This window comes from Curtobacterium sp. MCBD17_040, assembly GCF_003234805.2.
In the GTDB taxonomy this organism is placed as follows: Bacteria; Actinomycetota; Actinomycetes; order Actinomycetales; family Microbacteriaceae; genus Curtobacterium.
In genome coordinates, this window is the sequence record NZ_CP126274.1 from 195,914 (window position 1) to 221,572 (window position 25,659).

The window sequence follows — 25,659 nt, forward strand, 5'->3', positions numbered from 1 at the left end:
GGCGCTGCCGCAACGCTTCATGCGAGGGGGTTCGTTCCGCGGAGTGTGCCTTCCGCGGCGTCATAGCGGAACAGGGCGATGCCGACGTCGTTGGCGAAGTCGATGGCGTGCCTGGTGTAGGAGCCGGAGGTGAAGAACATGCCTCGTTTGCTGTTGGCGGTTGCCGCGCCGTGGAGTTTCTGCAGCTCGGGCCGTCCGACAGAGCGGTTCGGGGAGATGTTCTTCACCTGTGCCACCCATTCCGGATGGGTGACATCGATGCCCCCGTCGGCGGAGAACCGTGTCGGCGCCGCTCCGCGCAGCCCCATCCACCGCATCCATGCTGCGACGAGTGCTTCCGCTCCCTGGTCGTGGACGCCGTAGGGCTGGGGCGCCGGACGTTCTCCGCGGGTCAGCCCGGCGCGAACCGTGGAAGGGACCGGCTGCGCCTCGTCGGCGTTGGTCGCGTCGATGCGGGTGAACGGAAGCCCGGTGCGTCGGGCGAGTTCGTCGGCAAGGGTTGCGCCAGACCCGTCGCCGTTGAACCGGAACGAGCAGCCGTCTTCGGCGGGATCCGGAGACGACGACCAGCCGTGAACGCGAACCCGGAGGACGTCGTCCTGCGGCTGATACTCAACCTGCTCAATCCGGTCGAGGGGGATCCGTGACTGGCGGGACCGCTTCGCGGACCGGGCGCGGAACCCGAACCGGAAGACCAGCTGGTCGCCCTCAAGAGTGGCGACACCATCTCGCCCTCGCACGCCCTCGACCACGGGTCCTACTGTGCCGTACCTCGCCGACACTCGAGCTCGTCGCCTCGCTCCTCACACGCGTGCGTCCCGGACGGCGCACGGGCGTACGGCGGTATCCGCTCACCGCCGATGACGGCGACGCCGACTTCGGTGACACTGATGGGTGCGGTGACGACGTTCATCGTGGCGGGCTGCGGCGCTGACGGGATGCGGAACATCTGCATCAGCATTCCCTGGCGCAGTCGTAGCCGATGGCTTCGTTCTGCTTCGAGGTTCGACCGCACACGCCGCACCGCTGTCCCTTCGTGAACTCCCGCCACACGTCTTCGCGGAGGGACGCCACGGTGCGGGAGAACTCGTCGAGCATGCCGAGCGCGTTGTTGAGGAGGTCGATGTCGTCGACGGTGGTTGCCTCGCCGGGTAGCTCAAGCTGTTCCGTGGAGGACAGGCCCTTTCCGGTGCCGGCGCGGAACGCGTCGATGCGTCGCTCGTGCAGTTCGCGAAGGGCGATGAGCATGTCGTGGCGGGAGGTTGTCGGAGGCGCGGGTACTGCGGACGGGTCGGCGGTGAGGCGGGCGAGTTCCGTGTTGTAGTAGTCGATCGCGCGCTGGTTCTGCGCGTTCTGGCGGACGAGAGCGTCCCGGTCCTGGGTGTACCGGGTGACGAGGGCGGCGTTGTCGGTCACGGGGTGGCTCCTTCTGCAACGGGGTGCGGGATTCGGCCGGCGAGGCGGAGGCAGGCGGGATGGTCGCGCTCCGCCCACGCTCCGCACTCCCGGCAGGTGGACGGTTCCGGCTGACCGGGATGGCGTACATGCGACGTCGGATGCGCACGCGACGTGAACGTCTCGCCGTCGAACCGGATCCCGAGGTACTGGCCAGGGAAGGACACGAGCTTCCCGGGCCGGCCTTCGACGATGAGACGCTCGCCGCGTTTTTAGTCGACGCGGTAGCGGGTGCGGACGTACTCGGCGCTCATGTGGTGCCTCCCGGCGTGGTTGCTGCGTGGGCTGCGCGCAGTCGTTCGAGTTCCTGCTGCTGGTTGGCGGCGGCTTGGAGGGCGGGGACGATGCGCTGGAACCGGTCGTGCAGTTGCCGGATGCGGGCGACCTGCTCGTCGTTCCACCCATGCTGTGCTGCGAGGTGTGGCATTGCCGGCGAATCGAACTCCGGGTCGTCATCAGGCTTGAGGTCCCATCCGGCGACGATGCCGTACAGCCACGCATCGGAGGAGCGGGCACCCCAGTCGTTCGACGACAGGGTGAACCGGAGGTGCAGCGCGTCGAGGACGTCGGCGGCGGCCGTCGCTTCCGCAGCGAAGTCGATGTCCCGCCCTGACGGCGCCGCTTCGCTGCTCGTCATGCGGGGTGTCTCCTCATCCTGGGTGGTCACTGGCTCTATGCGCGGACGTCAGCGTCGCTCGCGGGCGTGAACCGGTCGTGGAAGGTGGCCCAGGTGCCATGTCGTTTCTCAACCCAGGTGAGACTCCTCTCGAAGTAGTTGAGACTCGAGCCGTTGAAATGCGCATCGGGTCGAGCGGGCCGACGCATGCGGGACTGCACCGCTCATCCCTGTCACGGCCCGCGTCGCAGGCAGACCTGGCTGCGCGCTCGGGAGCCGCCATCTCCGTCCCGGAGGCTTGGAAAGCACGGAGCGCGACGATTCGGCGGACCTCAGCGGCGTCCTCGACTCGCACGTCGAGGCGCACCCGGTTTCTGACGGCCCGGGGCTTGGGCCTGGGCACGACGGAAAACTGCGGCGATAACCGGGGCGCTTCGACTAACACGCCCGGGTCGTCCTCTCGCGTCGTCGATTCGGTGCTAACGAGACATCTCACGACCGTGGGGATGAAAGACGCAGGATGGAAGCGAGTCGCTGCTGACTTCAGACGTGAGCCGGCTCAGGAGATGGTTGGCAAGGTGTCATCGATGCTGTCATATGTCGAGCGAACGGAAGCGGTCACGTCGAGACTGGCTGCGCGACGCTACGGACGACGATGGCGGACGAATTGGTGTGTTCGACTCGTAGACCGATCGCTTTCGTTGCCTCCGCTGAGACTTCCCCTGCCCAGATTTCAACGTACGAGTTTACGTCGACAGCTGCCGAACGGTCAGTTCCTGCGGGTGGAACGGAAGCGCCACCCCTTCCACCAGGTGGGCGCCCAACTCGCTCGGGGTCATGGAGCGGCCTTCTGGTACTGCAGTGCAGGCAGGCCCCGGACGATGCGCACCGTCTCAACGCTGACGGTTACGATGCGTTTGATCAGCTCAACGATGTAGGTCGGGTTGCCGTGCTCGGCACCCCAGTCGTTGGGGTCATTGACGATGCCGGAGGCCTTGTCGGTCCTGATTTGGTACCGCTCGAGGATCCAGTCGAGGGCCGATCGGGAGCCGAGCTGGTACTCGTGCGCCGCGGCCGGTACCCCCTTGATCGTCACGCCGGGCGCAACGTGAATGACAGTGCGGTCCCAGTTACCCGCCTTGCCGCCATACCGCACCTTTGTCACGCGCAGGTCAGCGGGAATCGGCCCGCTGAGCTCTACCGGGTACAAGTCGGCACTTTCGTACCCGATGTGCAGCTCGGACAGTCCCCGGCCTGCCGCCGCAAACGCCCAGAAGTCGGCCGGATCTGTCAGTTCCGGGATGCGCGGCAGTGTTTTTTTCAGATCAGCGTCGAACTCGCGTCGGTAATCCTCGGAGTGCAAGAGTCCGTAGACAGCGAAGAATATGTCATCAGCGGTGACCTCCTGCCCGTACAGCTCCCGATACCGGGCGAGCGCGGTGTCGGTGATGTTGTCACGGCGCTGCGGCCCGTCGAACATCGCAAACGCTCCGTCCTGCTGTTCGAGGTCGTAGACGTATCGCGGGAAGAACTGACCGCCCGACCCAGCACCGGTGAGATGCAAATCAGGGATAGCGTCCAGCATCAAGACTGAGAACGGGACTGCAGAACCAGCGCCCACATAGTAGAAGCCGTAATTCCGCTCGCCGGAGGGGAAGTAGGCCGCATGTTGAGCAGGGCGGTGGATGACATGCGGATCGAAGTAGAGCCGCTGTCGACTGAAGGGACGGTACATACCTGTCGTGATGTGGTTGCTGTCAACGCTGATTCGCTCGTTACGCCTAAAGCGGGCGAGCAGCGACGAAGACCAGCTGATGCGTTCCGGATTCGTGTCAATGAAGTCCTCGACGGGTTGCGGCCGTTCGGCATGCTGCCATCGGTCGAGTTCGGCGTTGTACGCGTCGATCATGCGAGTAACGTTGCCGCGCAGTGCTGGCTCGGACGAGTTGTATACCCACGCATCGCGGTTGGTTTGGAGTCCGGCGGAGAAGCTACGGAAGATCGCTGAGTCGGGAGCCTTACGGTCCCCGACCGCGGTGAAGGTCTCGAAAGCATCATTGCGTTGGTTGATCCAGTCGCCGTGCTGGTTCGGCGTGATCTGCTGCCACGGGACGCCGTCTGAGTCGCGGTACTGCTCCAGCAGGCCGAGCTTGTGGTCGCGGGTGAGGTAGTCGCCAATGTCCCGGTAGTGGATCGTGCCGGAGGACGGCCGGTCCGGATTCTTCACCAGCAGCGAGATGACGATCGTTGCGCGACTACCGGGCCCGAAGGTCTGGCCGCCCTCCTTGAGTGCCTGTTCACCGGAGGTGCGGGTGTTGCCGCGGAGGTTCAGGATGTAGAGCTCGGTGAACTCGTTTTGGAGGGTGAGGCGGAGGCCGGCGGCGGTGTTGCCGTCGAGGAAGCCGCCGTTAGTGACGTAGGCGACGATGCCGTAGTCTTTGATTCGGTCGGATGCCCAGCGTATGGCGCGGATGTAGGAGTCATAGAGGCTGTTCTTGTTCTGCCCGCTCGACCGCGCCGCATAGGTGGTGGCGATGCGCTTGTCGAGGTAGGGGTATTTCAGGTTTTGGTTGTTGTCGTTGGCGGAGTCCTGTCCGGATGAGTAGGGCGGGTTACCGACGATGATGCGGATGTCGAGGGCGTTCTGCTGCTTGACGCGTTCGTTGTTGTCGCCGAACACGCCCTGGTCGTCGTAAGTGTCGTCGTCCTCGGCCGTCTGGAACGTGTCGGTCAGGACCACGCCGGGGAACGGCACGTACTCACCACCCTGCAGGCCGTTGTAGGTGGCTTCGATGTTCACGGCTGCGACGTAGTAGGCCAGCAGCACAATCTCGTTCGCATGGAGCTCATGACGGTACTTGTGGGCCAGGTCGGCCGAGGTGATGAGGCCGGATTGCAGGAGGCGAACGATGAAGGTGCCGGTGCCGGTGAACGGATCGAGGACGTGGACGCCTTGGTCCGTGAGGCCGGCGCCGAAGTGGTCGCGGGAGAGCCGGTCGGCGCTGCGGAGGATGAAGTCGACGATCTCGTTGGGTGTGTAGACGATGCCGAGCCGTTCGGAGGTGTTCCGGAAGGCGCCGGTGAAGAACTTCTCGTACAGCCGCTTGATGATCGTTTGCCGGCCGGCGGCGTCGGTGATCCCGGCGACGGTGCGTTGCACGCCGGCGTAGAACCCGGCGAGGTCGCTGGTTTCGGTAGTGAGGTTCTGCTCTTCGAGCGCGTCGACCATGCGTTGCATGACCTGCGATACAGGGTTGTGGTCGGAGAAGGCGTGTCCGGCGAAGAGGGCGTCGAAGACGGGTTGGGTGATGAGGTGCTGGGAGAGCATCTCGATCGCCTGCGGCTCGGTGACTCCGGGGTTGAGGTTGTCCTGCAGGCCCTTGACGAAGCGGGTGAACTCAGTGCGGAGACCTTCGTTGGAGCCGTCGACGAGGCTGGTGATGCGGTTGATCTGTCGGCCGGCGATGTCGGCGACGTCCTTGGCCCAGTTCTCCCAGTAGTCGCGTTCACCGACCTTGTCGACGATGCGGGCGTAGATGGCGTTCTGCCAGTCCGCGCCGAGGACACTCATGTCGAGCGGAATCCGCGATGTCTCCGGTGTCGCCGTGCCCGGTGCGGGCTCAGGTAGGTCATGGTCGTCGTAGTGGGTGCCGATGACGGGACCGGTGTCGGTGCGGCCGTTGAGGTCGATCTGTTCGATCTTCGCTTCGAACCGTTCATCATGCGCGCGGAGGGCACGGAGAACGTCCCAGACCACCTTGAACTTGGTGTTGTCGTTGAGCGCCTGCTCGGGTGACTGTCCCACTGGTACTGCGATCGGGAGAATGATGTAGCCGTAGTCCTTGCCCGGAGCTTTCCGCATAACGCGGCCGACGGACTGGACGACGTCGACGGGGCTGTCGCGGGAGTTCAGGAAGATCACCGCGTCCAAGGTCGGGACGTCGACACCTTCGGAGAGGCAGCGGGCGTTGGTGAGGATGCGGCACACGTTCTCACCCGCCGTGTCGGCCTTCAACCAGTCCAGCCGTCTGGTGCGTTCGAGGACGTTCATGCCGCCGTCGACGTGGTCCGCTTCGAGGCGGAACGTCTGTTCGTCGCCGTCAGCGTCCAGGTCGATGCGTCGTCCGGCGATGCTGTCCGCGCGGACCCCCGCAACGCCGTCGTAACCGTTGAGGTAGCCGCGAACGATCTTGGACTCCGCGATGGAGCGGGAAAACGCGACCGCTCGGCGAAGCGGCTTGTGCGCGTTCGGGGCGGTGGTGTCGATGCCCTGCACACCTCGTTTCGCGAGTCCGTTGTAGATCCCGACGATGCGGGCAGCGTCAGGGATATTGAGTTCCCCGTCGGCGGCGAAGGTCTCTTGGAACGCGGAGCCGATGGAGTCTTCGTCGATGGTGAGGACCAGGACCCGGTAGTCGGTGAGGAGGTCCCGTTCGACGGCTTCGCCGAACCCGAGCCGGTGGAACACTGGCCCGAACACGGCCTCGTCGTCCATCGAGTACAGCACCGCCGCGTTCTCATCCGCCTGGCTGCGAGCGGACTCGGCGTAGATCTTCGGCGTCGCGGTCATGTAGAGCCGCGCCTGCGTCTGAATCGACTCGTCCGAGTGGACGCGGAGGAACGCGGACTCTTCCGCGCCTTGCCGGATGAACCCGGCGGTGCGGTGCGCCTCGTCGCAGATCACCAGATCGAACGGCGCTAGCCCCTCGGCCTGCGCCTTCGCGATGACGTCAATCGACTGATACGTGGAGAAAAACACCGTCAGTCCGTCGGGCGCTGAGCCCTTCGCAACCTCCGAGAGGAGCTGCGCCGTGTTCGTCGTCGCCGGGTAGGCGAGGTCAGCCACGGTGAAGTCCTCGGAGACCCGGCCGACCTTGCTGTCCGAGCAGACCGCGAACGCGCGCATGTCCATCGCACGTTCCGCGGACCACTCCTTCAGCGTTTGGGACAGCAACGCGATCGAGGGCACCAGGAACAGCACTGATCCACCGGCGCCGGCGATGTCTTCCGCGATGCGGAGACTGGTGAACGTCTTCCCGGTCCCACACGCCATGACCAGCTTCCCGCGGTCATGCTCAGCGAATCCGGACCGGACGGCGTCGAGAGCTTCCTGCTGATGCGGACGAAGCTGCTTCTTCTTCGGCGGCGCGACTTCGTCGGGCTTGTCGAAGGAGTACGTCGACCAGTCGATGTCGGATTGGTCAAACTCGTCGATCGGGATCTGGTTCGACGGCAGACCCTGACCTACCATCGCGTCCTGCGCGTTCTTGCCCAGCGGCGCCGTCGCGACCACGATCCGCGACGTGAAAGGATGTTTCCCGGACGCGGTGAAGAACGAGTCCAGGTCCCCTTTCTGGATGGTGGAGGTTGGGGCGTAGAACTTGCACTGGATCGCACACCAGCCGCCGCCGTGCCGTTCCCGGGCGACGAGGTCGACGCCTGTGTCGGGCTTGTTGTCGCGGCCGGGCCAGTCCTGCCACAGCCACACCTCATCGAACCGGGCCGTCCACGTGGGGTCCGTGGTCAGGAATGCCTTGGTCAGACGCTCGAACAGGCGCCCCTTCGTGCGGGTGTCCGGCGCGATCTGCGCGTACTCGGCGAGCAGGTCATGGATCGACGTCATTGTTCGTGCCCCTCATCACAGCCAACACACTCAGAACGCCAGGTCGGCACGAGCACCCCTGATCGTATCCGCCCGACCGAACCACCCTGATTCACCGGAGTACGTCGAAGGCCGGCGGTGACGATTGCTCCGAAGCCGTCGCGTACGGTTCCCTGACCTCATCCCACAGTGTCCGACGTGCAGCGTCTGCATCCCGGAGATGGCGTGATCCGGGGCGAGTACGACGAACTCGTGCGGGATGACCCGCCCAGCCCGGTCTGTACGCCCATCAGGATCAGGGAAGGGAACCGCAAGCGTCTCGTCGCGTCTCGCGAAGATTTCCGGCATGCCTTCCGTTCCAGCGAACGCGTCCTCGTACACCGCGAGCGGGTTGGCCAGGCCTGCCGCGTGGAGGAAGCGGAACCCCATGTTCTCCCGCGGGTGGACCGGAGGAAGACGAAGCAAGCAGCGCCGCCGCGGAGACCTTTCCGCGGCGGCGCTGCGTGCTTGAGCGTCTACGGGGCGACGACGTCTCGGACCGTGGCGAGGTTCAGGGTGAAGGCGTACAGGCCTTCGCCGTCCTGGTTGATGAAGTGATGCGGCCCGCCGGTGCGCATCAGCCGCTGCGAGCCGTGAAGATGCCGTTCGTTGCCGCCGGCGGTGAACGCCGTGCCGAACCGCATCCGCCGCAGCAGTTCCAAGTTCGCGGCTTGCAGGGTCGCCGACCGGTCGTCTTGGGCGGCGGGGAGTGCCAGGCCGTTCCGCACGTCCGCTGTGGAGAACCCGCCGCCCGGGGATGACGACGTCGCGGACCAGGGTCAGGTCCAGATCGAAGGCGTAAAGCGGCAGCCCGCTCTGGTTCCGGAAGTGATAACGGCCGCTCGTCCGCATGACACGCTGCGGTCCCAGGAAGCGACGTCCGCGCCCATGCGCGGTGAGGACCGTCCCGAACGGCAAATGCCGCACCAGATCCAACCCAGCGGCGTACGGATCCACCCAATCTGTCCTCATGCGTTCTCCGTGCGCGGGGCCACCGAGTCGCGTTCAGAGGCGCGCATCCTGCGCTAAACCCGGAACGCTCGAGCGACGGGGAGGAGGGTGCCGCTTGGGATGTCGAGAGTCACCACGAACTGGTTCGTTCGTGACCGGAAGTGGAGACCTCCGCCCGTCAGCTCAAGGTGACCGTCGTCATCGGATTCAAAGCCGCGGAGTGCGCTTCCGCTCGGCATGCGCACCACCGGCGCTGTTGACCCGTCGGTGCGGAGCTCTTCGATGTTCACGACGACACCGCTGACGGTCCGCCCGTTACTCAGCCCGCCGTGGTGGCTTTCCATGACGTCGGCGTCCCCATCGAGGCCACCTCCCGCGGGGAGGAACACCTTCCATGTCACCCGCTCAAATCGGGCAACAGCGGCGCCGCAGCATTCCTGCTCATCGTTGAGTATCTGCACCCGGATTAGCACGTGCCGCAGCGTAGCGGCCACCGGTGGCGCATGGGCCACAGCGGAATGCGTCCATGGCGGGAGAGCACTTCCCGTGCGGCGTCGAGGGCTGCGGACGCTGTGACACGGTCCTGCTCGTGTTGGAGGAGGTCATCACGCACGGTGACGGCTGCGGTCACTCGCCCACGTGCTTTCTGTCCGCGTCGAGGGCGTTCCGCAGCTCGTCGCCGACGAGGGTTTCGTACCACTCACGCGGGCAGGTGCGGAAGACTGCGGCGGGTTCCCCGTCGAGGGTGAACACGTGCACGCACTCGTTCGGCCCGTAGTTGTCCCGGCCGAACGCGCCGCCGGCGAACCCGAGGAGGTCCCCGTCGGCGATGAGGTCGTGCGCAGGCACCGTTTCGCCGCGGGTGCTCTCGGGCTCGATGGCGAGGGACTCTGCTCGCGCTTCCGCAGCACGAACCTCCCGGAGCGCCCGCCGAAGCTCGGCGAGGTACGGCTCCGGGTTGTTGCGCATGTCGAACAGCACACGCGCGTCACCGCCTTCGCGGAGCGCATCAGCGAACTCCGCGATGAGGCGACGGTCGTTCGCGGTCGGGACGCGGCGGGTCATCGCTGCTCACCGGAGGATTCGAGCGCGTCGATGCGGCGCTGCTGACTGGGGAGTTCAACTGCCGCGGCGGTGAACAGCTCCGCGCTGCGCAGATTCCCGTCGGTGTTCCGAAACGCTCGCAGAAGGAGTGCGCGAGCGTCCAACTGGTCGGCGAGACCGGTCACGATGCGGCTCCTTCAACGGTGAGGCCGACGCGGTTGAGGACGAACTGCAGCTTCTCGGCGAGAGCGTGCCCGGACCGGCCCCGGTTCCCGTCCAGGTGCTCCCAGACGCCGAGGGCGACGACCGCGATGTTTTCGAGGGTGCGCTCCACCGTCGGGTTGATTCCGCGGCCGAGGTCGGACGCGACGGCGACCGCGCGTTCCACGGCGCCGAGCGCGATGACGAGGTCGCTGAACCGGTAGCTGAGGTGTAGCTCGGGGTGCAGGTCCGGGTGGTGCAGGCCGTCCTGTGTGCGGCTGTATTCAGCGGCGCAGAGGCCGACGTCGTTCAGTAGGTCACCTGACAAGGTGATGTAGCCGGCGAGGAGCGGATTCATGAGCAGGCGGTTCGCGAACCCGGTCCCGGACCCACCCCGGTTCCCGTCGAGATGCTCCAACGCGCCGAGCGCGGTGACCGCGACGTCGAGGAGTTCACCCTTCACGTCATCGAAGGTGTGCGTGACGCCCTTCCGCGGGTTCTCGCCGACCGCGCCGCAGAGCGCAGCGCCGGCCTCGCCGACCTCCTCCACGAGCTTCCGGATCCGCCGACGCGCGACCAATTCCGGCGGGAGGTCCGACGGGTACGACGCGTCAATCCAGGTGCTGAGACGGGCGGCGGCACCGCCGAGGTACGTCAAGTCGAAGGACATGACCCACCTATGCCCAGCTGCCTGGTTCGGTGAGACTCAAGCTCATCATGTGACCTCGCTGTCATGCCCGAAGTGGGGTCCCGGCGGCGGCGACGCCGGACGATAGATTGCTCACGTGCGAAGGATGCTCAGCCCGGTCATTGCTGTTGCGGCCGCGTCGGTTCTGCTGCTCGCTGGTTGCTCAGCCGCAGCACCTCCGTCGTCGTGGGTCATGACCAGGAGCAACGACGCCACCTACCTGAAGTGGACGGAGTCGAACGGGCGCATCAGCGGCCAGTCCATTGTGGTGACGGAGGCTTCGGGCAGCACGGCATCAACGACGTCGGAGGTCAGCGCGAACCTCACCGGAACCATCAACGGGTCGAACATCACCCTACGAACCCAGGGACGGAACCTCACCGGCACCGTCAGCGGCAGCACGCTCACGTTGAACTCATCGCGGGGCACGTTCACGTTCCGACCCGGGACCGTCGCTGACCTGAACCGAGACCGAGCGGCACTCGGCGGGAAAGTCTCCCGGCAACGCATCGCGAACGCCCGTGCGGAGGCGCATGCGAAGCAGCGAGCGTATGAGGCTGCGCAGCAGACGATGCTCCGCGGCCTGCCCACGGTCGTGTCGAACCTCACCACATGGAAGCAGTCACTCGCGGCGAAGAACACGGCGTTCACGACCGCCGTCGCGGCCGTCAACCATGACATGACCGTCATCGACGCCGCCTCATGCTGGACCGAAGACCAGGCGACGAACGCGGAAACCGACCTGTCCACAGCGAATGATGCGCTCGGGGCTTACGCAGACGCAGCTGACGAGATGAACTCGCCAGCCGACGCCCTCACCCAGCTCCTGAACGGTGTGGGAATGACCGGGCTGTCCACCACCGACGCCGCGAAGGTGACCGCCGCGAAGAACCTCAGCAGCAGCGTCCAGGCGTCCATCACCGCCACCGAAAGCGCCGAGAAGAGCGCCGAGGCCGCCGCGGCAGATCGGGTCAGCAACATCGACCCGACCAAGGTGTGCAGCTAGCCCAAACGGGGTTCACCAACACGGCAGTGCCGCACCGCCATCTACAGCTCAGAGATGCAGTTCGACCTGGAAGCACTCGAACGTGTCGAACGGATAGGCGATCTCCTCGGGCAGGACCCACCCGTGTTCGACGTCGTTCTGTCGGCAGGTCAGCAGCTTCAGTCCGGAGTTTCGTTCTGCAATGTCGGTGTCGCCCGGACGGATGTCGGCGCCGTCCCCGGAGAGAGTAAACGGAACACCTTCGACGAGACCTGTTCGGATCGTTTCAGCGATGCCAGGGTGCCCACTGAGGAACACGTCCGTGAACTGCACGGTCATGCGAAGGTCAGGTGGAGCGCCGCGCCGACGAACCGGTGGTGCGGGTGCTCGTCGAGGCCGTCGAAGCAGTACAGCGGGTTGTTCGTGCGCTGGGATGCGCGGATCGCGGCCCGCATCTCGTTGCAGTTCAGGCACACCGACTCGTCGGCGGGTTCGGTCAGGGGCTCGTGCAGCGTCGTCGTCTGCGTCTCGGTGCGCGGCCCAGCGTAGGCAGCGATCATCGTCGTCCTCCCCAGCAGTTGCGAACCGTTCGCCACCACGACTGTTCTATGCGCGGAAGCGCGCGCTCACCGGCGCCGCCCGTACAGATCGCGTCGCCTACGTTTGTCGCGGACGTCTCCTTGACCCTGGACCATCGCCCACTGACGACCTCCACGACAACGCCCCCGCTGACGAAGCTGTCGGCGGGGGCGTTGTCGTGCCTGGTGTTGCGTGTCTCAGCCGAGGTCGCGGAGGGCGGCGGCTACTGCGGTCGCTGCTTGCGCGTAGCCGCGCCGGAACTCGGCTTCGGAGGCGGTGTGGTCGGGATGAGCGTTGAGCCACTTCTCGGTGCTGGCTGCGGCCTGTTCCGCCTGCCATGCAAGCCAAGATGCTGGCTGCACTTCTGCTTGCTGCAGGACCGCCTGCACATTGAACTGCGCCCAGCCGGCGGCGCCGTTCTCGGTGACGTCCGTCGGTGCGGATGCTGCAGCGTCGGTGATGGCGTCCCGCATCGTGGCGACTCGCGCGTCGTGCTCGGCCTTCCGCGCCGTCATGATGGCGACCGCTCGGCGTGCGCGTTCCTTCGACGCGGCGTCCGGTTCAGTGTCGCTGCCACGCTGCACCAGTTCGAGGGTTCCACCGTGGTTGATGTGGAGGTAGGAGACGTAGCCGCTGTTCTCCTTCATCAGGTACAGCGGACCGTCGGGCTCGTCGGGGTGCTTCCCGGCGACACCTTCGGTGGCGGGTCCCGGCGACATGAGGCCGACTGCCGCTTGCTGGTGCCGGATGCGGTCACCGGCGTGCAGTTCGCTGCCGTCGGGGAGGATCTGCACGGGCCCGTTCGGGTCGCCGGGCTGCCCGTAGTAGGTGCGGTTGCCGACCATCACCGGCTCCGGCCACACCTCCGTCTCCGCGACGGCCGCGGGAGTGCTCGGGATGAGGGTCACCGTGACGTCGTCGATGCGGTCCTTCGACGCGAAGTGCCCGCCGTTCTCCGTCGGCTGCCCGACCTGGTTCTTGTGCTTCGGCTTGCTGATGCTCATGCCGTCCGTGTGCGCGGCGACAGGCTTCAGCCGGCGGGAATGTCCACCGCGGACACCCGCGCCTGCGAGAGCACCCGCTGCTCGGTCCGCTTGGACACCGCAGCGGTACGGCGCGCAGCCTGCACCGTGGCAACCGTCATCTGCGTGGTGGCGGCGCGGAGACCGACAGCGAGCACGCCACCGACCGCCGCCGCTGACGTCGGCAACGCCCCTGCGGATGCGCTGACCATGAGGGCAGCACCACCAACGGTTCCGGCGACAGTGAGCAGCGTCAGCAGCAGCACCGTGCTCCGCAGTCGCATGCGGGACAGCGGCGGGGTCTCGTCGAAGGGCGCGGCCGGCATGGTGAAGGTATGCGCGGAGCTCGGCAGGTCATCGAAGGGGTCGTCGAGCAGCAGGTCGTCGTTCATGCCGGCGTCTATGCGGCCTGGCTACTGCGTGGCGGGGACGGGCGCCGCGACGACTGCCGGCTGTCCCTTCACGCCGGGCTGCTCGCCGGCGATCTGCTCCGGAATCCATGCCAGCGGGTCCACCCACGCGCCGTTGGCGCTGATGCCGAGATGCAGGTGCGGGCCGGTGCTGTTGCCGGTGGACCCGACCTTCCCGATGGCGTCGGAGTAGGTGACTGTGTCCCCAACCTTCACGGTGATGCTGTTGTCCGCCAGGTGCCCGTACGTTGTCTCGAACGTCACCCCGTTCACCGTCGAGTCGATGACCACTGCGTTGCCATACCCGAAGTATGTTCCCGCGACCTTCACCACTCCACCAGCGATCGCATGAATCGGGGTGCCAGCGGACGGGGCGAAGTCGACCCCGTCATGGAACGTGGAGCAGAACGCACAGTCCTGCACATGCCGGGCTCCGAACACGCTCGTCACCGGAGCCCCATCCGGGAACGGCCACCCGACCGGGCCGGCGCTGGTTGCGTCGTAGGAGTACTTCACCCCCTGGTCATCCGCACCGCTGACCAGCACATCCCCTCCGGCGGTGACCGTGGTACCCGGGCTCGGCGACGCAGCCGGCGACGGACCCGCCGTGGGCTTCGGTTTCGGTTTCGGTGCCGTCACCGAGTACGCATCCCGCGCCACCGGCGCTGGAGCGGCATCGGCAGACACGGTCAGGGACTGTGACGGCGTTCGCCGGATGGTCACCCATGCGTGGCGAGTGGGTGCTGATGCTGGTTCCGGTTCCTGCGGTTCCGTGCCGTAGGTGACCTGCGGGATGACGACGGTGGCGACCATGCAGGTGACGACCGCGGCGACCGCGGCGCCCTGCATGTGACGGAACTTCGGCACCATCATCGGGCGGCGCCGGCGAGCTGCTGGTCGAGTGCGTTCAATTCGACGGTGGCAGTGAACGCGGTGTTCCGCGCCTGCCGCAGCTGCCGGGTGGCGGACCGCATCCGATGGGTGAGGGTGCTGCGCAGGAGCGCGTACGCGGCGGCGGGCACCACGATGCTGCTGCCGAGGACCGCACGAGCGCCAGCCAGTTCATCCGCAGCCGCCGCCATGACCCGCAAGGTGATGATGGTCGCTGCCACACCGGCGATCACGGCGACGATGGCGGGGAGGAACCGGCGAAGCATCACCGTGTGCTGCAGCGTCGCCGCGGCGTGCCGTTCCGCTTCGCTCGCAGCGTCCAACACTCGAGCTTCCAGCATCCGCTTCGCGGTCAGGCGGGCCGGGATAGGTGCGTGAATGGGGGTGACCTCGTCAGTGATGCTGCTCATGCCACGGTCTATGCGCGAGCGGAGGAGACAGCGCCCACGCGTCGTCTACCAGCCCATGTTCCAAAGCGCCGGCGGCGCGGAGCTGTCCGGGTCGATGCCGAACGGGGCCGCGACCCGCACCGCCGCGGCGTACTGCACTTGCGTGGCAAGCACCGCATCCCGCTGCGACCGGACAGCGACATTGAGAATGGCGACGACGACGGCGACGAACACCACCACGAACAGCACATCGACCACCCAGCCGACCGGTACGGGGCCAATGCGCTGCCCCGGTGCGAACAGCAGCCCGAACCACGCAGAAGCCCCGAGAACGGCAGCGACGACGACTCCCGACACCAGCGGGACCACAACTCGCCACCGCAGCAGCCCGGTCAGCAGCCGCTCCGCCTGCTCCAACTCGGCCCGCGCAGCCCGTAGCCCACGGACGGCGGAGCTCGGCGTGTGATGCCGCGAGGAAACGAAACGGGCAGGAAGAGTCACCTCTCCTCTGTGCGCAACGGGAACAGGCAGCCGGGAGCGGAAGTGCGGAGGCGCTCGCGGGCCGTCAGATGACGGAGGCGGGGAAGAAGTGGTTTCCTCAGTTCAACCCGAGATGGACGAGCAGACCATGGTCCTGAGCTCTGCCATCAGCTTCCCTGAACCTCGAATGGAGCAGCGATGCCACGCAACCGAGCACCGCTCCGAGAGCAACGCTTCCGATTGGCTGTCCTCGCGGCATCCCTCGTCGCTGGTTTCGGCATCGCGGCCCTGATCCCATCGCTCATCGACCCGCACACGAGCAGCCACCGCCAGCACCACTCGGCTGGCGTCATCGCGTTGTCCCTCATCATCGTCCTGGTTCTCGTCCTCGCAGGCGGCGTCATCGGGTTGCTGCTCGGGAACCGTCTCGTCGGCGACCGCATCGAATGCGCGGTCCGCGAACCGGGCACGAAGCGGTGGCGGCACGGCCGGCTGAGCATCAACGGCACATCGCTGACCTTCGAGCAGTACCGATTCCAGATGCGGTTCGTCGTCGGGAAGCGGCAGCAGTTCACCGACGTGCAGGTGGGCGACGACATGGGCCGACGCCCGCCGGTGCGGCAGATCTGGTCCATCAACCCGCAGCTGCACATCATCGACCTCACCGCCTTTGAGGGGCGGTTCGAACTCGCCGCGCTGCCGAGCCGCATCCGTGAGCTACAGGACCGCGTCCGGGAACCGCAACCGCAGTAGCGGCGCGGTCAGCTGCCGCCCGTGATGTGGGCGTCTCCGGGCAGTGCAGCGATGACATCGTCGACGTTCCGCCGCAGCAGGTACCGAGGCATCAACGGCAACGGCGGTCGCTTCCGCCGGTACACGACCCCGTTTTCCGCGAGCACCATCGCACCGCGAGGATGACCAAGAAACATCACCCACAGCGGTATCTGCTGCGGCCGCCCGTACGGCGGAAGAAGCGCGCGGACCCCATCGAAGAGGGAAAGCCACGACCGGTCGTGCGGTGTCTCCCCGAGCCGGGTCCATGGGACGAACCCCGGCTGCACGCGGTCATTGACCCGCAACGCCGACATTCGAGCGATCGCCCGGTAGGTGAGCGACCGCGGCGTGGTCGCGGACGCCGCCGGCAGCTTCCAGCCGAGCTCCGCCTCAATTCGCTTCACCATGAAATGCGGGTCGTCGGATGCAAACACGTCGTCCCACCGCGTCCACTGCCCATCGATGCGGATACCGTGCTCCTCGTCGAAAAGCAGCAGCTCACCGCGACCCTCCGGCACACTGTCCGGTTCGACCAGCATCTGAGCCGTGTTGCGCTCAACCTGCTGTCGGATACGCAAAGACGCGTTCCGTCGGCACAGTTCGCTGGCGATCCACCACGTCTGCGGAACCGTCCACCGCGCCGCGACCGTCACTGGTCGCCGCCCTCGATGGTTGTGAACCGGGGCCCGTCGTAGCCGTCACGGCTGACGTGAGCGACGAAATCGGCAACGGGTCGCACCCACCGGCCGTGGTCGCCATACAGCGCCTCGTAAACCACGACCGGCTCCTCCGACTCGGTGTCGTGAGCAACGAACAGCACCTGATACTCGCCGCCTTTGAAGTGCCGATACCGGCCCGGTTCCACCGTTGCGTCCACGACCGAGCACTCTACGGGCACGCCGACGACCGCAGCGTCAGCAGGCGCGCGCAGCGGGACAGAAGCGATCACCTCCGCTCTATGCGACTGCCCGCGCAGCCGCCACGCCCCGCGTCGACCAGAGCCGCCGCATACACAACGTGTGGCCGCCGGCGCTCCGACGACTGCTCCCGTCGGAAGGACCACCCATGCCTGTCACCGCTGCTGGAATCGAAGCGGAACGGCTCGAAGACGAAGCGGTCGCCCGGATCCTGCCTGCCGTGCACGACGCGGTGCTCCTCAACGCACCAGTCCGACCGTCACAGCTGCCGGAGCTGCTGCACGACCACCCGGACTGCACTGCCCGCGTCGTCCGGGAAGCGATGTGGCAGCTGCTCAACGACGACATCATCCGCCTCGACACCAACCTCTCGCTCATCCCACCGGGCAGCATCAACGGCCTCTGACAGCAGGGTGCCCGAATTTGTCGTAGTCGGTTGGGCATGCCATGGTCGCGGTGATGTTGAACACGCTTGACGAACTTGCCGCTACCGCCTCGCGCGATCTGGGTCGCGCCCTCACCGCTGAGAACACTTTCGCTCGAGCCGATGCGATGAGGGCCGTCGCCACCACCCTCGTCGAGGCGCGGGAGCAATTCACCACCAGCTCGGGCGAAATGGACATTCTCGGAAAGACCTACGAGTACAAGCAGTGGGTTCGGTCCGTGTACAACGCAGCCGGTGTCCCCGCCAAAGAGCGGCGGGCGGTGCAAAACAATCTCAGCTACCACGTCAACGTGGTCGTCCATGACCGGTACGGTAGCGACGAAGCAGCCGCGCACGGATACTCCAAAAGGTCACTGGCAGAACGGCGCGCCGACCGGCGGGAACAGGAGCTCCGCATCCTCCGCCTCTTCGATGGTGGCGGCCCTATCAGCACGGCTGCTGACGCGCTCGTTGGATTGACCCTGTTCCGGCAGACAACGCAGCGGTTCACCGGTGACCTGCAACTCTCCGGCGCTTTCCTGTCCGCTCTCGACTACGAACTGAACCGGCTCCGCGACCTCGCCGACCACGACGCCGTGGCAGCGGAGGATGACGCTTCTCAACCCAGATGAGCACGTGTCGCATCGGTGAGGTCGAGCCCGGGGGCGGTGTGCGCGGCTCCTGCGTGCTCCGCGCATAGAGGTGGTGTGGGCGGATTCACGTTCCGGGCGGATGCGCGCGGTGACCGAGCCCTCGTCCCGCTGCCCGGCCGCGGCGGCGTCGGCGCATCCCTCACCGTCCTCGACCTGCGGCTCATGCTTGAGCAGCTGGAGCGCCGGGCGGTCTAAACCCAGGAGGCGCGGGCCCCGGCCGCTCGTCGTGGAGCGAGCACGTGGACCGCGTCGTGGGCGGACTGCACGGCCCCTTCAATCCATGCGGGGAGCGACGAACAGTGCTCTCCGGCGAACACGACCCGGCATTCTGGGCGGCTGATGGCGTCACCGAGGTCCCGCAGCTGTCCCGGTTCGGGGAGTGCGTAGGCGCCCATCGCGTATGGGTCGTTCGACCAGGCGTAGGAGAGAACCCCTTCCACTTCCGCGGCGATGTTCGGGTGCAGCTGCTCGAGGTCTCGTGTTGCTTGCGCCGCTCGTTGTGGTTCGGACATTGCCGCCCATTGCAAGGCATCTTGCCCCCAGGTGTAGCTGGCGAGGAGCAGATGCCGGTCGTGGTTGAGGTGGTCCAGCGCTGGGTACTGCACCCGGCGGATGGGCATTGGTGTGGAGAGTGCGCCGCCGTCCGGGCCGATTTCGCGACGCCATTGTGGTCGGCGCAGGAGGAGGTACACCTTCGTCGCGGCGTCGTAGTGCAGCTGACGGATGGCGCGTCGTTTCTCTGTTGAGAACGGTCCGTTCAGTTCGATGGTGCGGAGCACTGAGAACGGCAGGGTGCACACAACGTGGTCGGCGGTGAGCTCGTGTCGTCCGGTGACGGTGCGGACGCTGATGCGCACCTGATCGCTCTCCGCGGCGATGCGTTCCACTGTTGCGCCGAGGCGGACGATGTCCCGCAGTTCCGCGTGCAGGGCTTGCGGAAGCAGATCCATGCCGCCTCGGATTCGGAACGCCTGCGCGTACGCGCTGGAGAACGTCTCCCGGAACTCCTGCACGACCGAGGTGGACAGGGTGGATTCGGTGAACGTGACGATGCCGTACTCCTCGATCGCCGCGTCCGACCATCCGCGAGATCGGAGAAAGTCCCGGATGGAATACCCGTCGTACCGGTCGATGAACTGTCGCTGGGAGAGGCGGTTCCAGTCGAGGCGGACGTCGGCGACGGTTTGCTCCCACCGGCTCCAGACGTCGCGGCTGCGTTCCCAGCCGGAGAAGCCGGGCGCGGAGGACGGGTACGGGGCGGCGCCGTAGCCACCTTGCACTCCAGCTGTTCCGGATGCGAACGGGTCGAGGTCCAGTCCGAGAGTCCGGCACAGGTTGATGGTCCGTGTGTGATGGGCTGGGATCCGCATCGCGCCGGCTTCCGCGTCGGTCGCGGATTCCGCGAGACGAAGGGTGTGCACTCGCCCGCCGACTCGCTGCCGAGCTTCGAGGACGGTGACATCCGCCCCTGTGCGTCGGAGTTCGCGTGCCGCGACCAGTCCCGCCATTCCGGCGCCGATGACCACGATGCGGGGTCGACGTCCGCTGGGTTCGGCGCGACTGTCTGCCGCGGTTGTGAGCGTCATTGCGCACCGCCGGCGGCTGCGGCGCTGCGTCGTCGCACTGGTCGGACGGCTTCTCCGATGATGCTGACTGCGGTGAGGGCGGCCATGACGGCGATGCCGGCTCCGATGGCGGCGGGAGCTCCGCTTCGGTCGAGAACGGCGGAGGCGAGGATGGCGCTCGCGGCGTACCCGGCTCCTTGCACCGAGTACATGATCGTGAATCCGGCGGTGTGCTGCTCGGTAGGGAGTTCCGCGCGCAAGGTGAGGTTGCGGGTGATCATCACCACCGCCTGGAACACCCCGGCGAGAACGAGCGCGACGCCGATAAGAACAACGGTGGGTGCGAACGCCATCGCCGCCAGCGCTGCCGCTGTGCCGATGAGGAGCGTGAACGACTGGGTGCGGACCGTGCCCGGCCATCTGCGGGCGCCGTAGATGAGGGACGCGAGCGCGCTTGCGCCGGCGAACACCGCCAGTAACGCCCCGGACCATCCGGCGTTGTAGCCGCGTTCGACGAGCAGGGAAGGAAGAACCAGTTCGGCGACGGCGAGGAGGGACAGCGCGGCGGCGCTGGTGAGATACACCGGCCAAGCGCTGAGGAGCGCGGTCCGCGGCGAGGTCGCCTGCGTCGATGTCGCGCTGTCGTCAGCGGCGAGGAGCCGCCCTCCTCTGGACAGTGCGAGGACCGCTGCAACGCCAAGCAGTGACGCGTTCAGGATGAGGACGGCGTATGGCGAGACCGCCACCGCGGCGAAGGCAACCAGTGCTGGTGCGATGAGCCAGACCAGTTCCGTGAGGACGGAGTCGATGCTGTACGCGCGGGGGAGGTCGACTTCAGCAACGATTCGTCCAAGCGCTGCTCGGAGGGCTCCACCGCTCTGCGCGGGTCCGGCTCCGGCCAGCACCGCGCCGATGATGAGTGCCGGGTAGCCGACGAGTGATGACGACGCGAGGACAGCGAAGCCGATGCCGCCGACGATGAGACCGATGGTGACGTCGCGGCGAACACGGTCGTCGCGTCCAATCCAGCCGAGCAACGCCGAACCTGCGACCTCGCCGATGACGAATGCTGCGGCGATGGCACCTCCGGACGCGTAGGTGCCGGTGGCCCCGTGCCCGAGGAACACCATCGCGAGCGGGGCGCTGGCGTTCGGGATGCGGATGGCAACCGCGAACAGCACCCACAGCAGGAACGTCGGACGGGTTGTGAACCGGTACCTGGTCATGCTTGCGCTCCGATGCGGGTCGCCGAGTGGGGCCGAGCGGCGCTGCTGAGGCGGTTCACCGCCGTGCGGAGCACTGCGAACCCGTCGGGGCTGAGGATGGACTCGGGGTGGAATTGGAACGACTCGAACAGCGGCCCGCGAAGCCCGAGTACCTCGCCGGCGAGGTCACGCGCGACGTCCACGTTCCCGCCAGCGATGGTGGAACGGAACTGGTTCGTCGCGCTTACCGCCGTGAACGAGTTGTAGAAGCCGACGCGGATGGCCGCTCCGAAGTACGGGATGGTGTCCTGCCATCCCTGACGGGGTGTGTGCAGGCGGTGCAGGGGGAGCCCGAGCCGTCCGGCAACCACTTGATGGCCGAGGCACACGGCGAGCAACGGTGTCCTCTGCAGCAGCGCTGTTGTCGCGTGCTTGGTGAGAGCGGCGATTCGCGGATCGCTAGCGTCGCGGGGGTCTCCGGGTCCTGGGCCGAGGACGATGAGGTCAGCGTCGTTGGATGGAGCGCTGTTCCAGCTGTCGACGACGACGGTGCATCCGAGGCGTCGCAGCTGCAGGGCAAGCATCGCGGTGAAGTCGTCTTCGGCGTTGATGACGCGCACCCGGGGCGGGTTCGCCACTGACGGGGCGGCGTCACCACCCAGCATCCAGAACGGCGCCAGCCGATTGTTCCGCGCGGTCAGGGACTCCATCACCGCTTCGTCGAGCTCATCGACTCCGGGCCGGCTGCTGCTAGGGGTTACTGATGCGTGGGTGAGCGCTCCGACGAGGGACTGCGCCTTCGCGGCGGTCTCGAGCGCCTCGGCGGCCGGGTCGGACGACCGGACGATCGTGGCACCGACGCCGATGGTGACAGCACCCGCACGGCTGACCTCGGCAGTGCGGATGATGATGGCTGAGTCCAGGTTCCGGTCACCGTCGATGAGGGCGACCACCCCGCTGTAGTAGCCGCGGCCGCGCCCCTCGTGTCGGGCGATGACGGCGGCGGCGCTGCGAAGTGGGCTGCCGACCACGGTCGGCGCGAACAGGGTTCCGCGGAGCACATCCGCAGCGGTCGCGGTCGTCGTCCCACCGATGCGGTACTCGGTGTGAGTGACGTTGTTCATCTGTCGAAGCGTCGGTCCGGAAACGGTGACCCGCTCCCCGGACAGCGCGGACATCATCTTCAGCTCCTCGTCGAGGACCATGCACAGTTCGTCGTCCTCCTTCTCGTCGCGGAGGAACCCCAGCACCTCGCTCGTCGACGGGCGTCGGTGCGGGTGGCGAAGCGTTCCGCTGATGGGTGACATGTGCACCGCACCGTCCTGCAGCTGCACATGCCGTTCCGGCGACGCGCCGAGCAGGTACGTCTCACCCGTCCACACAAGGTAGGACCAATACGCCGACTGCTCCGCAGCGAGAAGGCGGACGAACAGGGTGAGCATCGAAGCGTGACCAGACGGGGTGATCGCTCCCGACCACCGACGTTCGATGACGAAGTTTGCGCCTTCCCCGACGGCGATCTCCTCGGAGATGATCTGCTTCACCTGCGCGGCGTACGTGGCGTCATCATCGTCGAACGCTCCCGCGGTGGCCGGCTCATCTGTGCCGGACCGGACGCGACTGATGTCGTCGACGGACACACGTGCGCGCTCCTGAACGCGGAGCACGATGAGGTCTGTCCCGTCGTCGTGTGCTGCGAGCGCACGTTCCGATGCGAACCGGTACGGCACGACGACCAACGACGACCAACCGGGTGCGGTGACCTCGTCGAGTTCGGACAGGGAAGCGGGCCGCTCCACAGGCCCGGTCAGTAGTTCGACGTGACCGCCGAGATGCGGCCGGTGCAGGAGCGCGAACGGCTGCGGGGACGCCATCACGTCGGCGACGGCGACCGTCATCGTGTCACCCCCGCGACCACGTCCGCGGTGCCCGCCACGACGGCGCAGGACGTGGCTGCGAAGTCCAGCGCCTGTCGATGCTCCGCCTCGGAGAAGGTGGGGGTGGCGTCCGCAACGATGAAGGTCTGGACATCGTTCGCGTACGCGTCGAGCGCCGTCGCGATGACGCCGAGGTGCGCGTAGATGCCGGTGATGATGAGCTGGTCACGCCCTGCGTTGTGCAGCGTGTCGAGCAGCGGACTCCGGTGGAACGCTGAGTACCGCCACTTGGTCAGGACCGTCTCCTCCGCCGTTGGGGCGAGCTCGGCGATGACGGCGCGTTCATCCTCCGTCGCTTGCATCCCGGGGCCCCAGAGGTCCACTAGGAGGCCCCGCTGCTCGGGAGTCATGCTGCCCGGCTGGGCGGAGTAGATGACCGGGACACCGGCAGCTCGCGCGGCGACCAACACGGCGCGAGTGTTCTCGATGAGCTCCCGGCGAAGCGCCGGCGCTGACGCGAAGGCGTTGAGGAAGTACACCTGCATGTCGTGCACGAGCAGCGCCGCTCGCTTCGGGTCCACCGCCCACGGCACCAGCGGCGCCGGGATGTCTCCGCCCGCCGGCAGCTGGTAGTCCTCAACCTCTCGCAGTCCTGCAGCCATCCCCAGTCCCCATTTCCCTGACCTGCTGTCGCATCGGCCGAACGGCCGTCACCACGGATCAGAGCAGCATCTGAGTCCTGATCGATACCGCTGGGCGGGGGGACTAGATCATGTTCTAAAGCCCGGTCGTGGCGCCGGTGCTGGTCGCTACGGTCGCCGCAACAGCACCAAGAAAGGCGACGACCAATGGCGACGATCATCGTGGGGAACCAGCTGGCGGAGGAGACCGCGACGGGCCGAGACGAACTGCCAGCCGACTACCGCGGCTACCTCGGCATGGTCTCCCACCGGCTGCTGTGGCTCGCGCAGCCCGGAGACGTCATCGTCCTCCCCAACCAGCCCGACCCGACGTTCGTCGCGTACGTGTGGGACCTGCTCGGCTACCACTCGAACCCGCCCCGCATCGTGGTCCCACCAACCGGAGCGCGAGACGACCTCCTCCTCTATGACGACCGTCTGCTGAGCGAGGAATTCATCGACGAACTCCGCACCCTCATCCGTCCGTCCCAGTCGGAGATCTGGGCGTTCTTCCACGACAGCACGGTGATGGCGCTCGCCGAGCGGCTCGGTCTCCCCACGAACCCGCGACGCCAGTTCCTTGAGCAGGGTGGTCTCCGCCTGGTGAACAGCAAGAGCACCTTCCGAGCCATCGCCTCGGGCCTGGCGCTCCACATCCCCGAAGGGATCATCGCCACGACCCCCGCCGCCGCGGAACGATTCATCTGGACCCACCTCGCGGAGAGCCGTTCGGTGATCGTCAAGCAGGACGGGCACGGCGGCGGGTACGGGAACGACATCCTGAAGTCCCCGGCGGGTCCGTCAGGGTTCGGAGCCTCCCGGTCCGCTGAGATACCGGACCGGCAGGCGCTCGCCGCAGAAGTGCGCGCTTCGTGGGACCGGTGGACGACCGAGGGAACCAGGCCGGTTGTCATCGAGGAGTACTCCGGTGACGCTGTCCCCTTGTACGCCGAGTTCGACGTTCGGGATGGCGACGCGGAACTCGTGGGGCATGGGGAGATGCGTGTCGGGGACTCCGACGACGGTCCCACGAACGCCGGTCTCGTCGTCCCAGCCGTTCGCGCCGCCCAGGGGCCCGCCTACCCAGCGTTCCTCGAGGAAGCGCAGTCCTTGGCGGCAGCGCTCGGGTCCATCGGATACCGCGGTTCCGTCAGCGTGGACTCCATCGCACTTCCCGACGGCCGGATCCTCCTCAACGAGTTCAACGGACGCATCAGCGGGTCAACCCACGTGCACACGCTGTGCAGGGCACTGTTTCACGGGGACCCGCTGAGCACTCGCGTCGTCCTCGTCCGCAGCCACCGCACCCTTCCACCGACCGCGTCGACCCTCGACACCCTCGAGGACCTGCAGCTGCGGTTCGACAGCGCAACCGGGTTCGGCGTCATCCTCGGCGGCGACGACGGACAGCTCATCATCATCGCGAGTTCCCTCCCCGACGCCGAGCAGGTGGAACGGCTCCTCGACGATGCGTTCGCTGAGCGAGGTGAACTGTGCCGCGACGCCGTGTAGTCCTCGTTGTCGGGGGAAGTAGCGGCATCGGGTCAGCGGTCGCCGCCCGGTTCGCCGCTGACGGAGACCTTGTCATCGCCGCCAGCCGAACCCGAGGGAGCACCCCACCGAACGTCGAGTACCGGTACGTGGACGTGCTGCGTCCCGGTACGGTGACGGACCTCGTCGCAGGTGTGGTCGACGATCACGGAGGACTGGACGTCGCAATCAACGCTGCAGGGGTCCCCAGCTGGCGGGCTGTCGCAGACCTCAGCGAGTCAGAGTGGTCCTCCATCATCGACACCAACCTCAACGGGGCGTGGCGGTGCATGCAAGCGGAGATGCAAGCCATGCGGGGCCGAGACGGCTGCATCGTCAACATCAGTTCCCGCATCGGTAGGCACCTTCGTCTGCCGATGCAGGGCGCCTACGCGGCAGCGAAGGCGGGCCTCACCGCGCTGACGGCAACAGCGGCGCGGGAAAGCATCGGGGACGGGATCCGCATCAACACTGTCAGCCCCGGCGCCATCGACACGGGCATGTCCTTGTGGCCGGACGAGACGCCGGAGATGGCTGCTGCTCGCGTCACGGTGACGGTTCCAGCCGGCCGCCTCGGCTCCCCGGCGGAGGTCGCCGCGGCGGTCGCCTGGCTGTGCTCGCCCGAGGCCGCGTTCGTCGTCGGCGCCGACCTGGTTATCGACGGAGGTTCCAGTGCGTGAGG

Annotated in this window: 29 protein-coding genes; 7 read left to right on the forward strand and 22 right to left on the reverse strand. The window is 66.8% G+C overall.

Annotated elements, in window-relative coordinates; translation table 11 throughout:
- Positions 1 to 17: 17 nt before the first annotated feature.
- The 9 genes from DEI94_RS17045 to DEI94_RS19785 form a co-directional block, all read right to left on the reverse strand.
- Positions 18 to 752 carry a restriction endonuclease gene (locus tag DEI94_RS17045; RefSeq protein ID WP_111026751.1) on the reverse strand — a complete coding sequence of 245 codons (735 nt, stop codon included), beginning with the start codon at positions 750 to 752 and terminating at the stop codon, positions 18 to 20.
- Positions 753 to 954: 202 nt separating this feature from the next.
- Positions 955 to 1,416 (reverse strand): hypothetical protein, encoded by a 462-nt coding sequence (locus DEI94_RS17050; RefSeq protein WP_111026749.1) that lies wholly within the window; start codon positions 1,414 to 1,416, stop codon positions 955 to 957.
- Between the two features lie 289 nt (positions 1,417 to 1,705).
- Positions 1,706 to 2,092 (reverse strand): hypothetical protein, encoded by a 387-nt coding sequence (locus DEI94_RS17055; protein WP_111026748.1) that lies wholly within the window; start codon positions 2,090 to 2,092, stop codon positions 1,706 to 1,708.
- Positions 2,093 to 2,906: 814 nt separating this feature from the next.
- Positions 2,907 to 7,694 carry a DEAD/DEAH box helicase gene (locus tag DEI94_RS17060; RefSeq protein WP_111026747.1) on the reverse strand — a complete coding sequence of 1,596 codons (4,788 nt, stop codon included), beginning with the start codon at positions 7,692 to 7,694 and terminating at the stop codon, positions 2,907 to 2,909.
- Positions 7,695 to 8,188: 494 nt separating this feature from the next.
- Positions 8,189 to 8,440, reverse strand: a complete 252-nt coding sequence (locus tag DEI94_RS17065) for a hypothetical protein (protein WP_111026746.1) — start codon at positions 8,438 to 8,440, stop codon at positions 8,189 to 8,191.
- Positions 8,441 to 8,737: 297 nt separating this feature from the next.
- Complete coding sequence (locus DEI94_RS17070; protein ID WP_146249489.1) at positions 8,738 to 9,136, reverse strand: hypothetical protein; 399 nt, start codon at positions 9,134 to 9,136, stop codon at positions 8,738 to 8,740.
- Positions 9,137 to 9,290: 154 nt separating this feature from the next.
- Entirely contained in the window at positions 9,291 to 9,728 is a 438-nt protein-coding gene (locus DEI94_RS17075) for a hypothetical protein (RefSeq protein ID WP_111026744.1), read from the reverse strand.
- Positions 9,725 to 9,892: a hypothetical protein gene (locus tag DEI94_RS17080; protein WP_181441805.1), complete on the reverse strand. Its 168-nt coding sequence runs from the start codon at positions 9,890 to 9,892 to the stop codon at positions 9,725 to 9,727. The genes DEI94_RS17075 and DEI94_RS17080 overlap by 4 nt, the downstream gene beginning before the upstream one ends.
- Positions 9,889 to 10,578 (reverse strand): MazG-like family protein, encoded by a 690-nt coding sequence (locus DEI94_RS19785; protein ID WP_111026743.1) that lies wholly within the window; start codon positions 10,576 to 10,578, stop codon positions 9,889 to 9,891. The genes DEI94_RS17080 and DEI94_RS19785 overlap by 4 nt, the downstream gene beginning before the upstream one ends.
- 211 nt (positions 10,579 to 10,789) lie before the next feature.
- Between DEI94_RS19785 and DEI94_RS17090 the strand changes: the two genes are divergently transcribed.
- On the forward strand, positions 10,790 to 11,602 hold the full coding sequence (locus DEI94_RS17090; RefSeq protein ID WP_111026742.1) for a hypothetical protein: 813 nt from the start codon (positions 10,790 to 10,792) through the stop codon (positions 11,600 to 11,602).
- A gap of 48 nt (positions 11,603 to 11,650) precedes the next feature.
- Here the strand turns inward: DEI94_RS17090 and DEI94_RS17095 are convergent, their stop codons facing one another.
- From DEI94_RS17095 to DEI94_RS17125, 7 genes are all read right to left on the reverse strand, one after another.
- Complete coding sequence (locus DEI94_RS17095; RefSeq protein WP_111026741.1) at positions 11,651 to 11,920, reverse strand: hypothetical protein; 270 nt, start codon at positions 11,918 to 11,920, stop codon at positions 11,651 to 11,653.
- A complete protein-coding gene (locus DEI94_RS17100) occupies positions 11,917 to 12,141 on the reverse strand; it encodes a hypothetical protein (RefSeq protein ID WP_111026740.1) in 225 nt (74 codons plus the stop codon). The genes DEI94_RS17095 and DEI94_RS17100 overlap by 4 nt, the downstream gene beginning before the upstream one ends.
- Positions 12,142 to 12,357: 216 nt before the next feature.
- Positions 12,358 to 13,164 (reverse strand): hypothetical protein, encoded by an 807-nt coding sequence (locus tag DEI94_RS17105; RefSeq protein WP_111026739.1) that lies wholly within the window; start codon positions 13,162 to 13,164, stop codon positions 12,358 to 12,360.
- A gap of 26 nt (positions 13,165 to 13,190) precedes the next feature.
- Positions 13,191 to 13,574, reverse strand: a complete 384-nt coding sequence (locus tag DEI94_RS17110; protein WP_111026738.1) for a hypothetical protein — start codon at positions 13,572 to 13,574, stop codon at positions 13,191 to 13,193.
- 21 nt (positions 13,575 to 13,595) lie between these two features.
- Complete coding sequence (locus DEI94_RS17115; protein ID WP_111026737.1) at positions 13,596 to 14,465, reverse strand: M23 family metallopeptidase; 870 nt, start codon at positions 14,463 to 14,465, stop codon at positions 13,596 to 13,598.
- Positions 14,462 to 14,893 carry a hypothetical protein gene (locus tag DEI94_RS17120; protein ID WP_146249488.1) on the reverse strand — a complete coding sequence of 144 codons (432 nt, stop codon included), beginning with the start codon at positions 14,891 to 14,893 and terminating at the stop codon, positions 14,462 to 14,464. Before DEI94_RS17120 ends, DEI94_RS17115 begins: the two co-directional genes overlap by 4 nt.
- Positions 14,894 to 14,938: 45 nt before the next feature.
- A complete protein-coding gene (locus DEI94_RS17125) occupies positions 14,939 to 15,373 on the reverse strand; it encodes a hypothetical protein (protein WP_111026735.1) in 435 nt (144 codons plus the stop codon).
- Between the two features lie 177 nt (positions 15,374 to 15,550).
- Between DEI94_RS17125 and DEI94_RS17130 the strand changes: the two genes are divergently transcribed.
- The gene (locus tag DEI94_RS17130) at positions 15,551 to 16,105 is read left to right on the forward strand and encodes a hypothetical protein (protein WP_146249487.1); all 555 of its coding nucleotides are present in this window, start codon (positions 15,551 to 15,553) and stop codon (positions 16,103 to 16,105) included.
- Between the two features lie 8 nt (positions 16,106 to 16,113).
- Here DEI94_RS17130 and DEI94_RS17135 read toward each other — a convergent pair whose 3' ends face one another.
- Both DEI94_RS17135 and DEI94_RS17140 read right to left on the reverse strand, forming a co-directional pair.
- Positions 16,114 to 16,779: a TY-Chap2 family putative peptide chaperone gene (locus tag DEI94_RS17135; RefSeq protein ID WP_111026733.1), complete on the reverse strand. Its 666-nt coding sequence runs from the start codon at positions 16,777 to 16,779 to the stop codon at positions 16,114 to 16,116.
- The gene (locus DEI94_RS17140) at positions 16,776 to 17,003 is read right to left on the reverse strand and encodes a DUF1653 domain-containing protein (RefSeq protein ID WP_258378005.1); all 228 of its coding nucleotides are present in this window, start codon (positions 17,001 to 17,003) and stop codon (positions 16,776 to 16,778) included. Before DEI94_RS17140 ends, DEI94_RS17135 begins: the two co-directional genes overlap by 4 nt.
- A gap of 188 nt (positions 17,004 to 17,191) precedes the next feature.
- On the opposite strand from DEI94_RS17140, the gene DEI94_RS17145 reads away from it, so the two are divergent.
- From DEI94_RS17145 to DEI94_RS17155, 3 genes are all read left to right on the forward strand, one after another.
- Positions 17,192 to 17,449, forward strand: a complete 258-nt coding sequence (locus DEI94_RS17145; protein ID WP_111026732.1) for a hypothetical protein — start codon at positions 17,192 to 17,194, stop codon at positions 17,447 to 17,449.
- Between the two features lie 53 nt (positions 17,450 to 17,502).
- Positions 17,503 to 18,099 carry a hypothetical protein gene (locus tag DEI94_RS17150; RefSeq protein ID WP_146249486.1) on the forward strand — a complete coding sequence of 199 codons (597 nt, stop codon included), beginning with the start codon at positions 17,503 to 17,505 and terminating at the stop codon, positions 18,097 to 18,099.
- 75 nt (positions 18,100 to 18,174) lie between these two features.
- Complete coding sequence (locus DEI94_RS17155) at positions 18,175 to 18,315, forward strand: hypothetical protein (protein ID WP_181441803.1); 141 nt, start codon at positions 18,175 to 18,177, stop codon at positions 18,313 to 18,315.
- Here DEI94_RS17155 and DEI94_RS17160 read toward each other — a convergent pair.
- Genes DEI94_RS17160 through DEI94_RS17175 form a run of 4 tightly spaced genes read right to left on the reverse strand, consistent with a single transcriptional unit; the run spans position 18,312 to position 23,429 of the window.
- Positions 18,312 to 19,706, reverse strand: coding sequence for a flavin monoamine oxidase family protein (locus tag DEI94_RS17160; RefSeq protein ID WP_111026730.1), 1,395 nt, complete (start codon positions 19,704 to 19,706; stop codon positions 18,312 to 18,314). The genes DEI94_RS17155 and DEI94_RS17160 overlap by 4 nt on opposite strands.
- A complete protein-coding gene (locus tag DEI94_RS17165) occupies positions 19,703 to 20,911 on the reverse strand; it encodes an MFS transporter (RefSeq protein WP_111026729.1) in 1,209 nt (402 codons plus the stop codon). The genes DEI94_RS17160 and DEI94_RS17165 overlap by 4 nt, the downstream gene beginning before the upstream one ends.
- The gene (locus DEI94_RS17170; protein WP_111026728.1) at positions 20,908 to 22,788 is read right to left on the reverse strand and encodes an anthranilate synthase family protein; all 1,881 of its coding nucleotides are present in this window, start codon (positions 22,786 to 22,788) and stop codon (positions 20,908 to 20,910) included. Before DEI94_RS17170 ends, DEI94_RS17165 begins: the two co-directional genes overlap by 4 nt.
- On the reverse strand, positions 22,785 to 23,429 hold the full coding sequence (locus tag DEI94_RS17175; RefSeq protein WP_111026727.1) for an isochorismatase family protein: 645 nt from the start codon (positions 23,427 to 23,429) through the stop codon (positions 22,785 to 22,787). The genes DEI94_RS17170 and DEI94_RS17175 overlap by 4 nt, the downstream gene beginning before the upstream one ends.
- 186 nt (positions 23,430 to 23,615) lie before the next feature.
- Here DEI94_RS17175 and DEI94_RS17180 point away from each other — a divergent pair, with 186 nt between their 5' ends.
- Both DEI94_RS17180 and DEI94_RS17185 read left to right on the forward strand, forming a co-directional pair.
- Positions 23,616 to 24,959: a preATP grasp domain-containing protein gene (locus DEI94_RS17180; protein WP_111026726.1), complete on the forward strand. Its 1,344-nt coding sequence runs from the start codon at positions 23,616 to 23,618 to the stop codon at positions 24,957 to 24,959.
- On the forward strand, positions 24,941 to 25,657 hold the full coding sequence (locus tag DEI94_RS17185; protein ID WP_111026725.1) for an SDR family NAD(P)-dependent oxidoreductase: 717 nt from the start codon (positions 24,941 to 24,943) through the stop codon (positions 25,655 to 25,657). The genes DEI94_RS17180 and DEI94_RS17185 overlap by 19 nt, the downstream gene beginning before the upstream one ends.
- The last annotated feature ends 2 nt before the right edge of the window (positions 25,658 to 25,659 follow it).

Excerpts from the sequence above, each read along its gene's own strand:
- DEI94_RS17160 (WP_111026730.1), bottom strand. The coding sequence starts at position 19,706 with ATGACGCTCACAACCGCGGCAGACAGTCGCGCCGAACCCAGCGGACGT.
- DEI94_RS17130 (WP_146249487.1), top strand. The coding sequence starts at position 15,551 with ATGCCACGCAACCGAGCACCGCTCCGAGAGCAACGCTTCCGATTGGCT.
- DEI94_RS17110 (WP_111026738.1), bottom strand. The coding sequence starts at position 13,574 with ATGAACGACGACCTGCTGCTCGACGACCCCTTCGATGACCTGCCGAGC.
- DEI94_RS17120 (WP_146249488.1), bottom strand. The coding sequence starts at position 14,893 with ATGAGCAGCATCACTGACGAGGTCACCCCCATTCACGCACCTATCCCG.
- DEI94_RS17100 (WP_111026740.1), bottom strand. The coding sequence starts at position 12,141 with ATGATCGCTGCCTACGCTGGGCCGCGCACCGAGACGCAGACGACGACG.
- DEI94_RS17095 (WP_111026741.1), bottom strand. The coding sequence starts at position 11,920 with ATGACCGTGCAGTTCACGGACGTGTTCCTCAGTGGGCACCCTGGCATC.
- DEI94_RS17150 (WP_146249486.1), top strand. The coding sequence starts at position 17,503 with ATGTTGAACACGCTTGACGAACTTGCCGCTACCGCCTCGCGCGATCTG.
- DEI94_RS17115 (WP_111026737.1), bottom strand. The coding sequence starts at position 14,465 with ATGATGGTGCCGAAGTTCCGTCACATGCAGGGCGCCGCGGTCGCCGCG.
- DEI94_RS17060 (WP_111026747.1), bottom strand. The coding sequence starts at position 7,694 with ATGACGTCGATCCATGACCTGCTCGCCGAGTACGCGCAGATCGCGCCG.
- DEI94_RS17090 (WP_111026742.1), top strand. The coding sequence starts at position 10,790 with ATGACCAGGAGCAACGACGCCACCTACCTGAAGTGGACGGAGTCGAAC.
- DEI94_RS17170 (WP_111026728.1), bottom strand. The coding sequence starts at position 22,788 with ATGACGGTCGCCGTCGCCGACGTGATGGCGTCCCCGCAGCCGTTCGCG.
- DEI94_RS17175 (WP_111026727.1), bottom strand. The coding sequence starts at position 23,429 with ATGGCTGCAGGACTGCGAGAGGTTGAGGACTACCAGCTGCCGGCGGGC.
- DEI94_RS17055 (WP_111026748.1), bottom strand. The coding sequence starts at position 2,092 with ATGACGAGCAGCGAAGCGGCGCCGTCAGGGCGGGACATCGACTTCGCT.
- DEI94_RS17105 (WP_111026739.1), bottom strand. The coding sequence starts at position 13,164 with ATGAGCATCAGCAAGCCGAAGCACAAGAACCAGGTCGGGCAGCCGACG.
- DEI94_RS19785 (WP_111026743.1), bottom strand. The coding sequence starts at position 10,578 with ATGTCCTTCGACTTGACGTACCTCGGCGGTGCCGCCGCCCGTCTCAGC.
- DEI94_RS17165 (WP_111026729.1), bottom strand. The coding sequence starts at position 20,911 with ATGACCAGGTACCGGTTCACAACCCGTCCGACGTTCCTGCTGTGGGTG.
- DEI94_RS17180 (WP_111026726.1), top strand. The coding sequence starts at position 23,616 with ATGGCGACGATCATCGTGGGGAACCAGCTGGCGGAGGAGACCGCGACG.
- DEI94_RS17145 (WP_111026732.1), top strand. The coding sequence starts at position 17,192 with ATGCCTGTCACCGCTGCTGGAATCGAAGCGGAACGGCTCGAAGACGAA.
- DEI94_RS17075 (WP_111026744.1), bottom strand. The coding sequence starts at position 9,728 with ATGACCCGCCGCGTCCCGACCGCGAACGACCGTCGCCTCATCGCGGAG.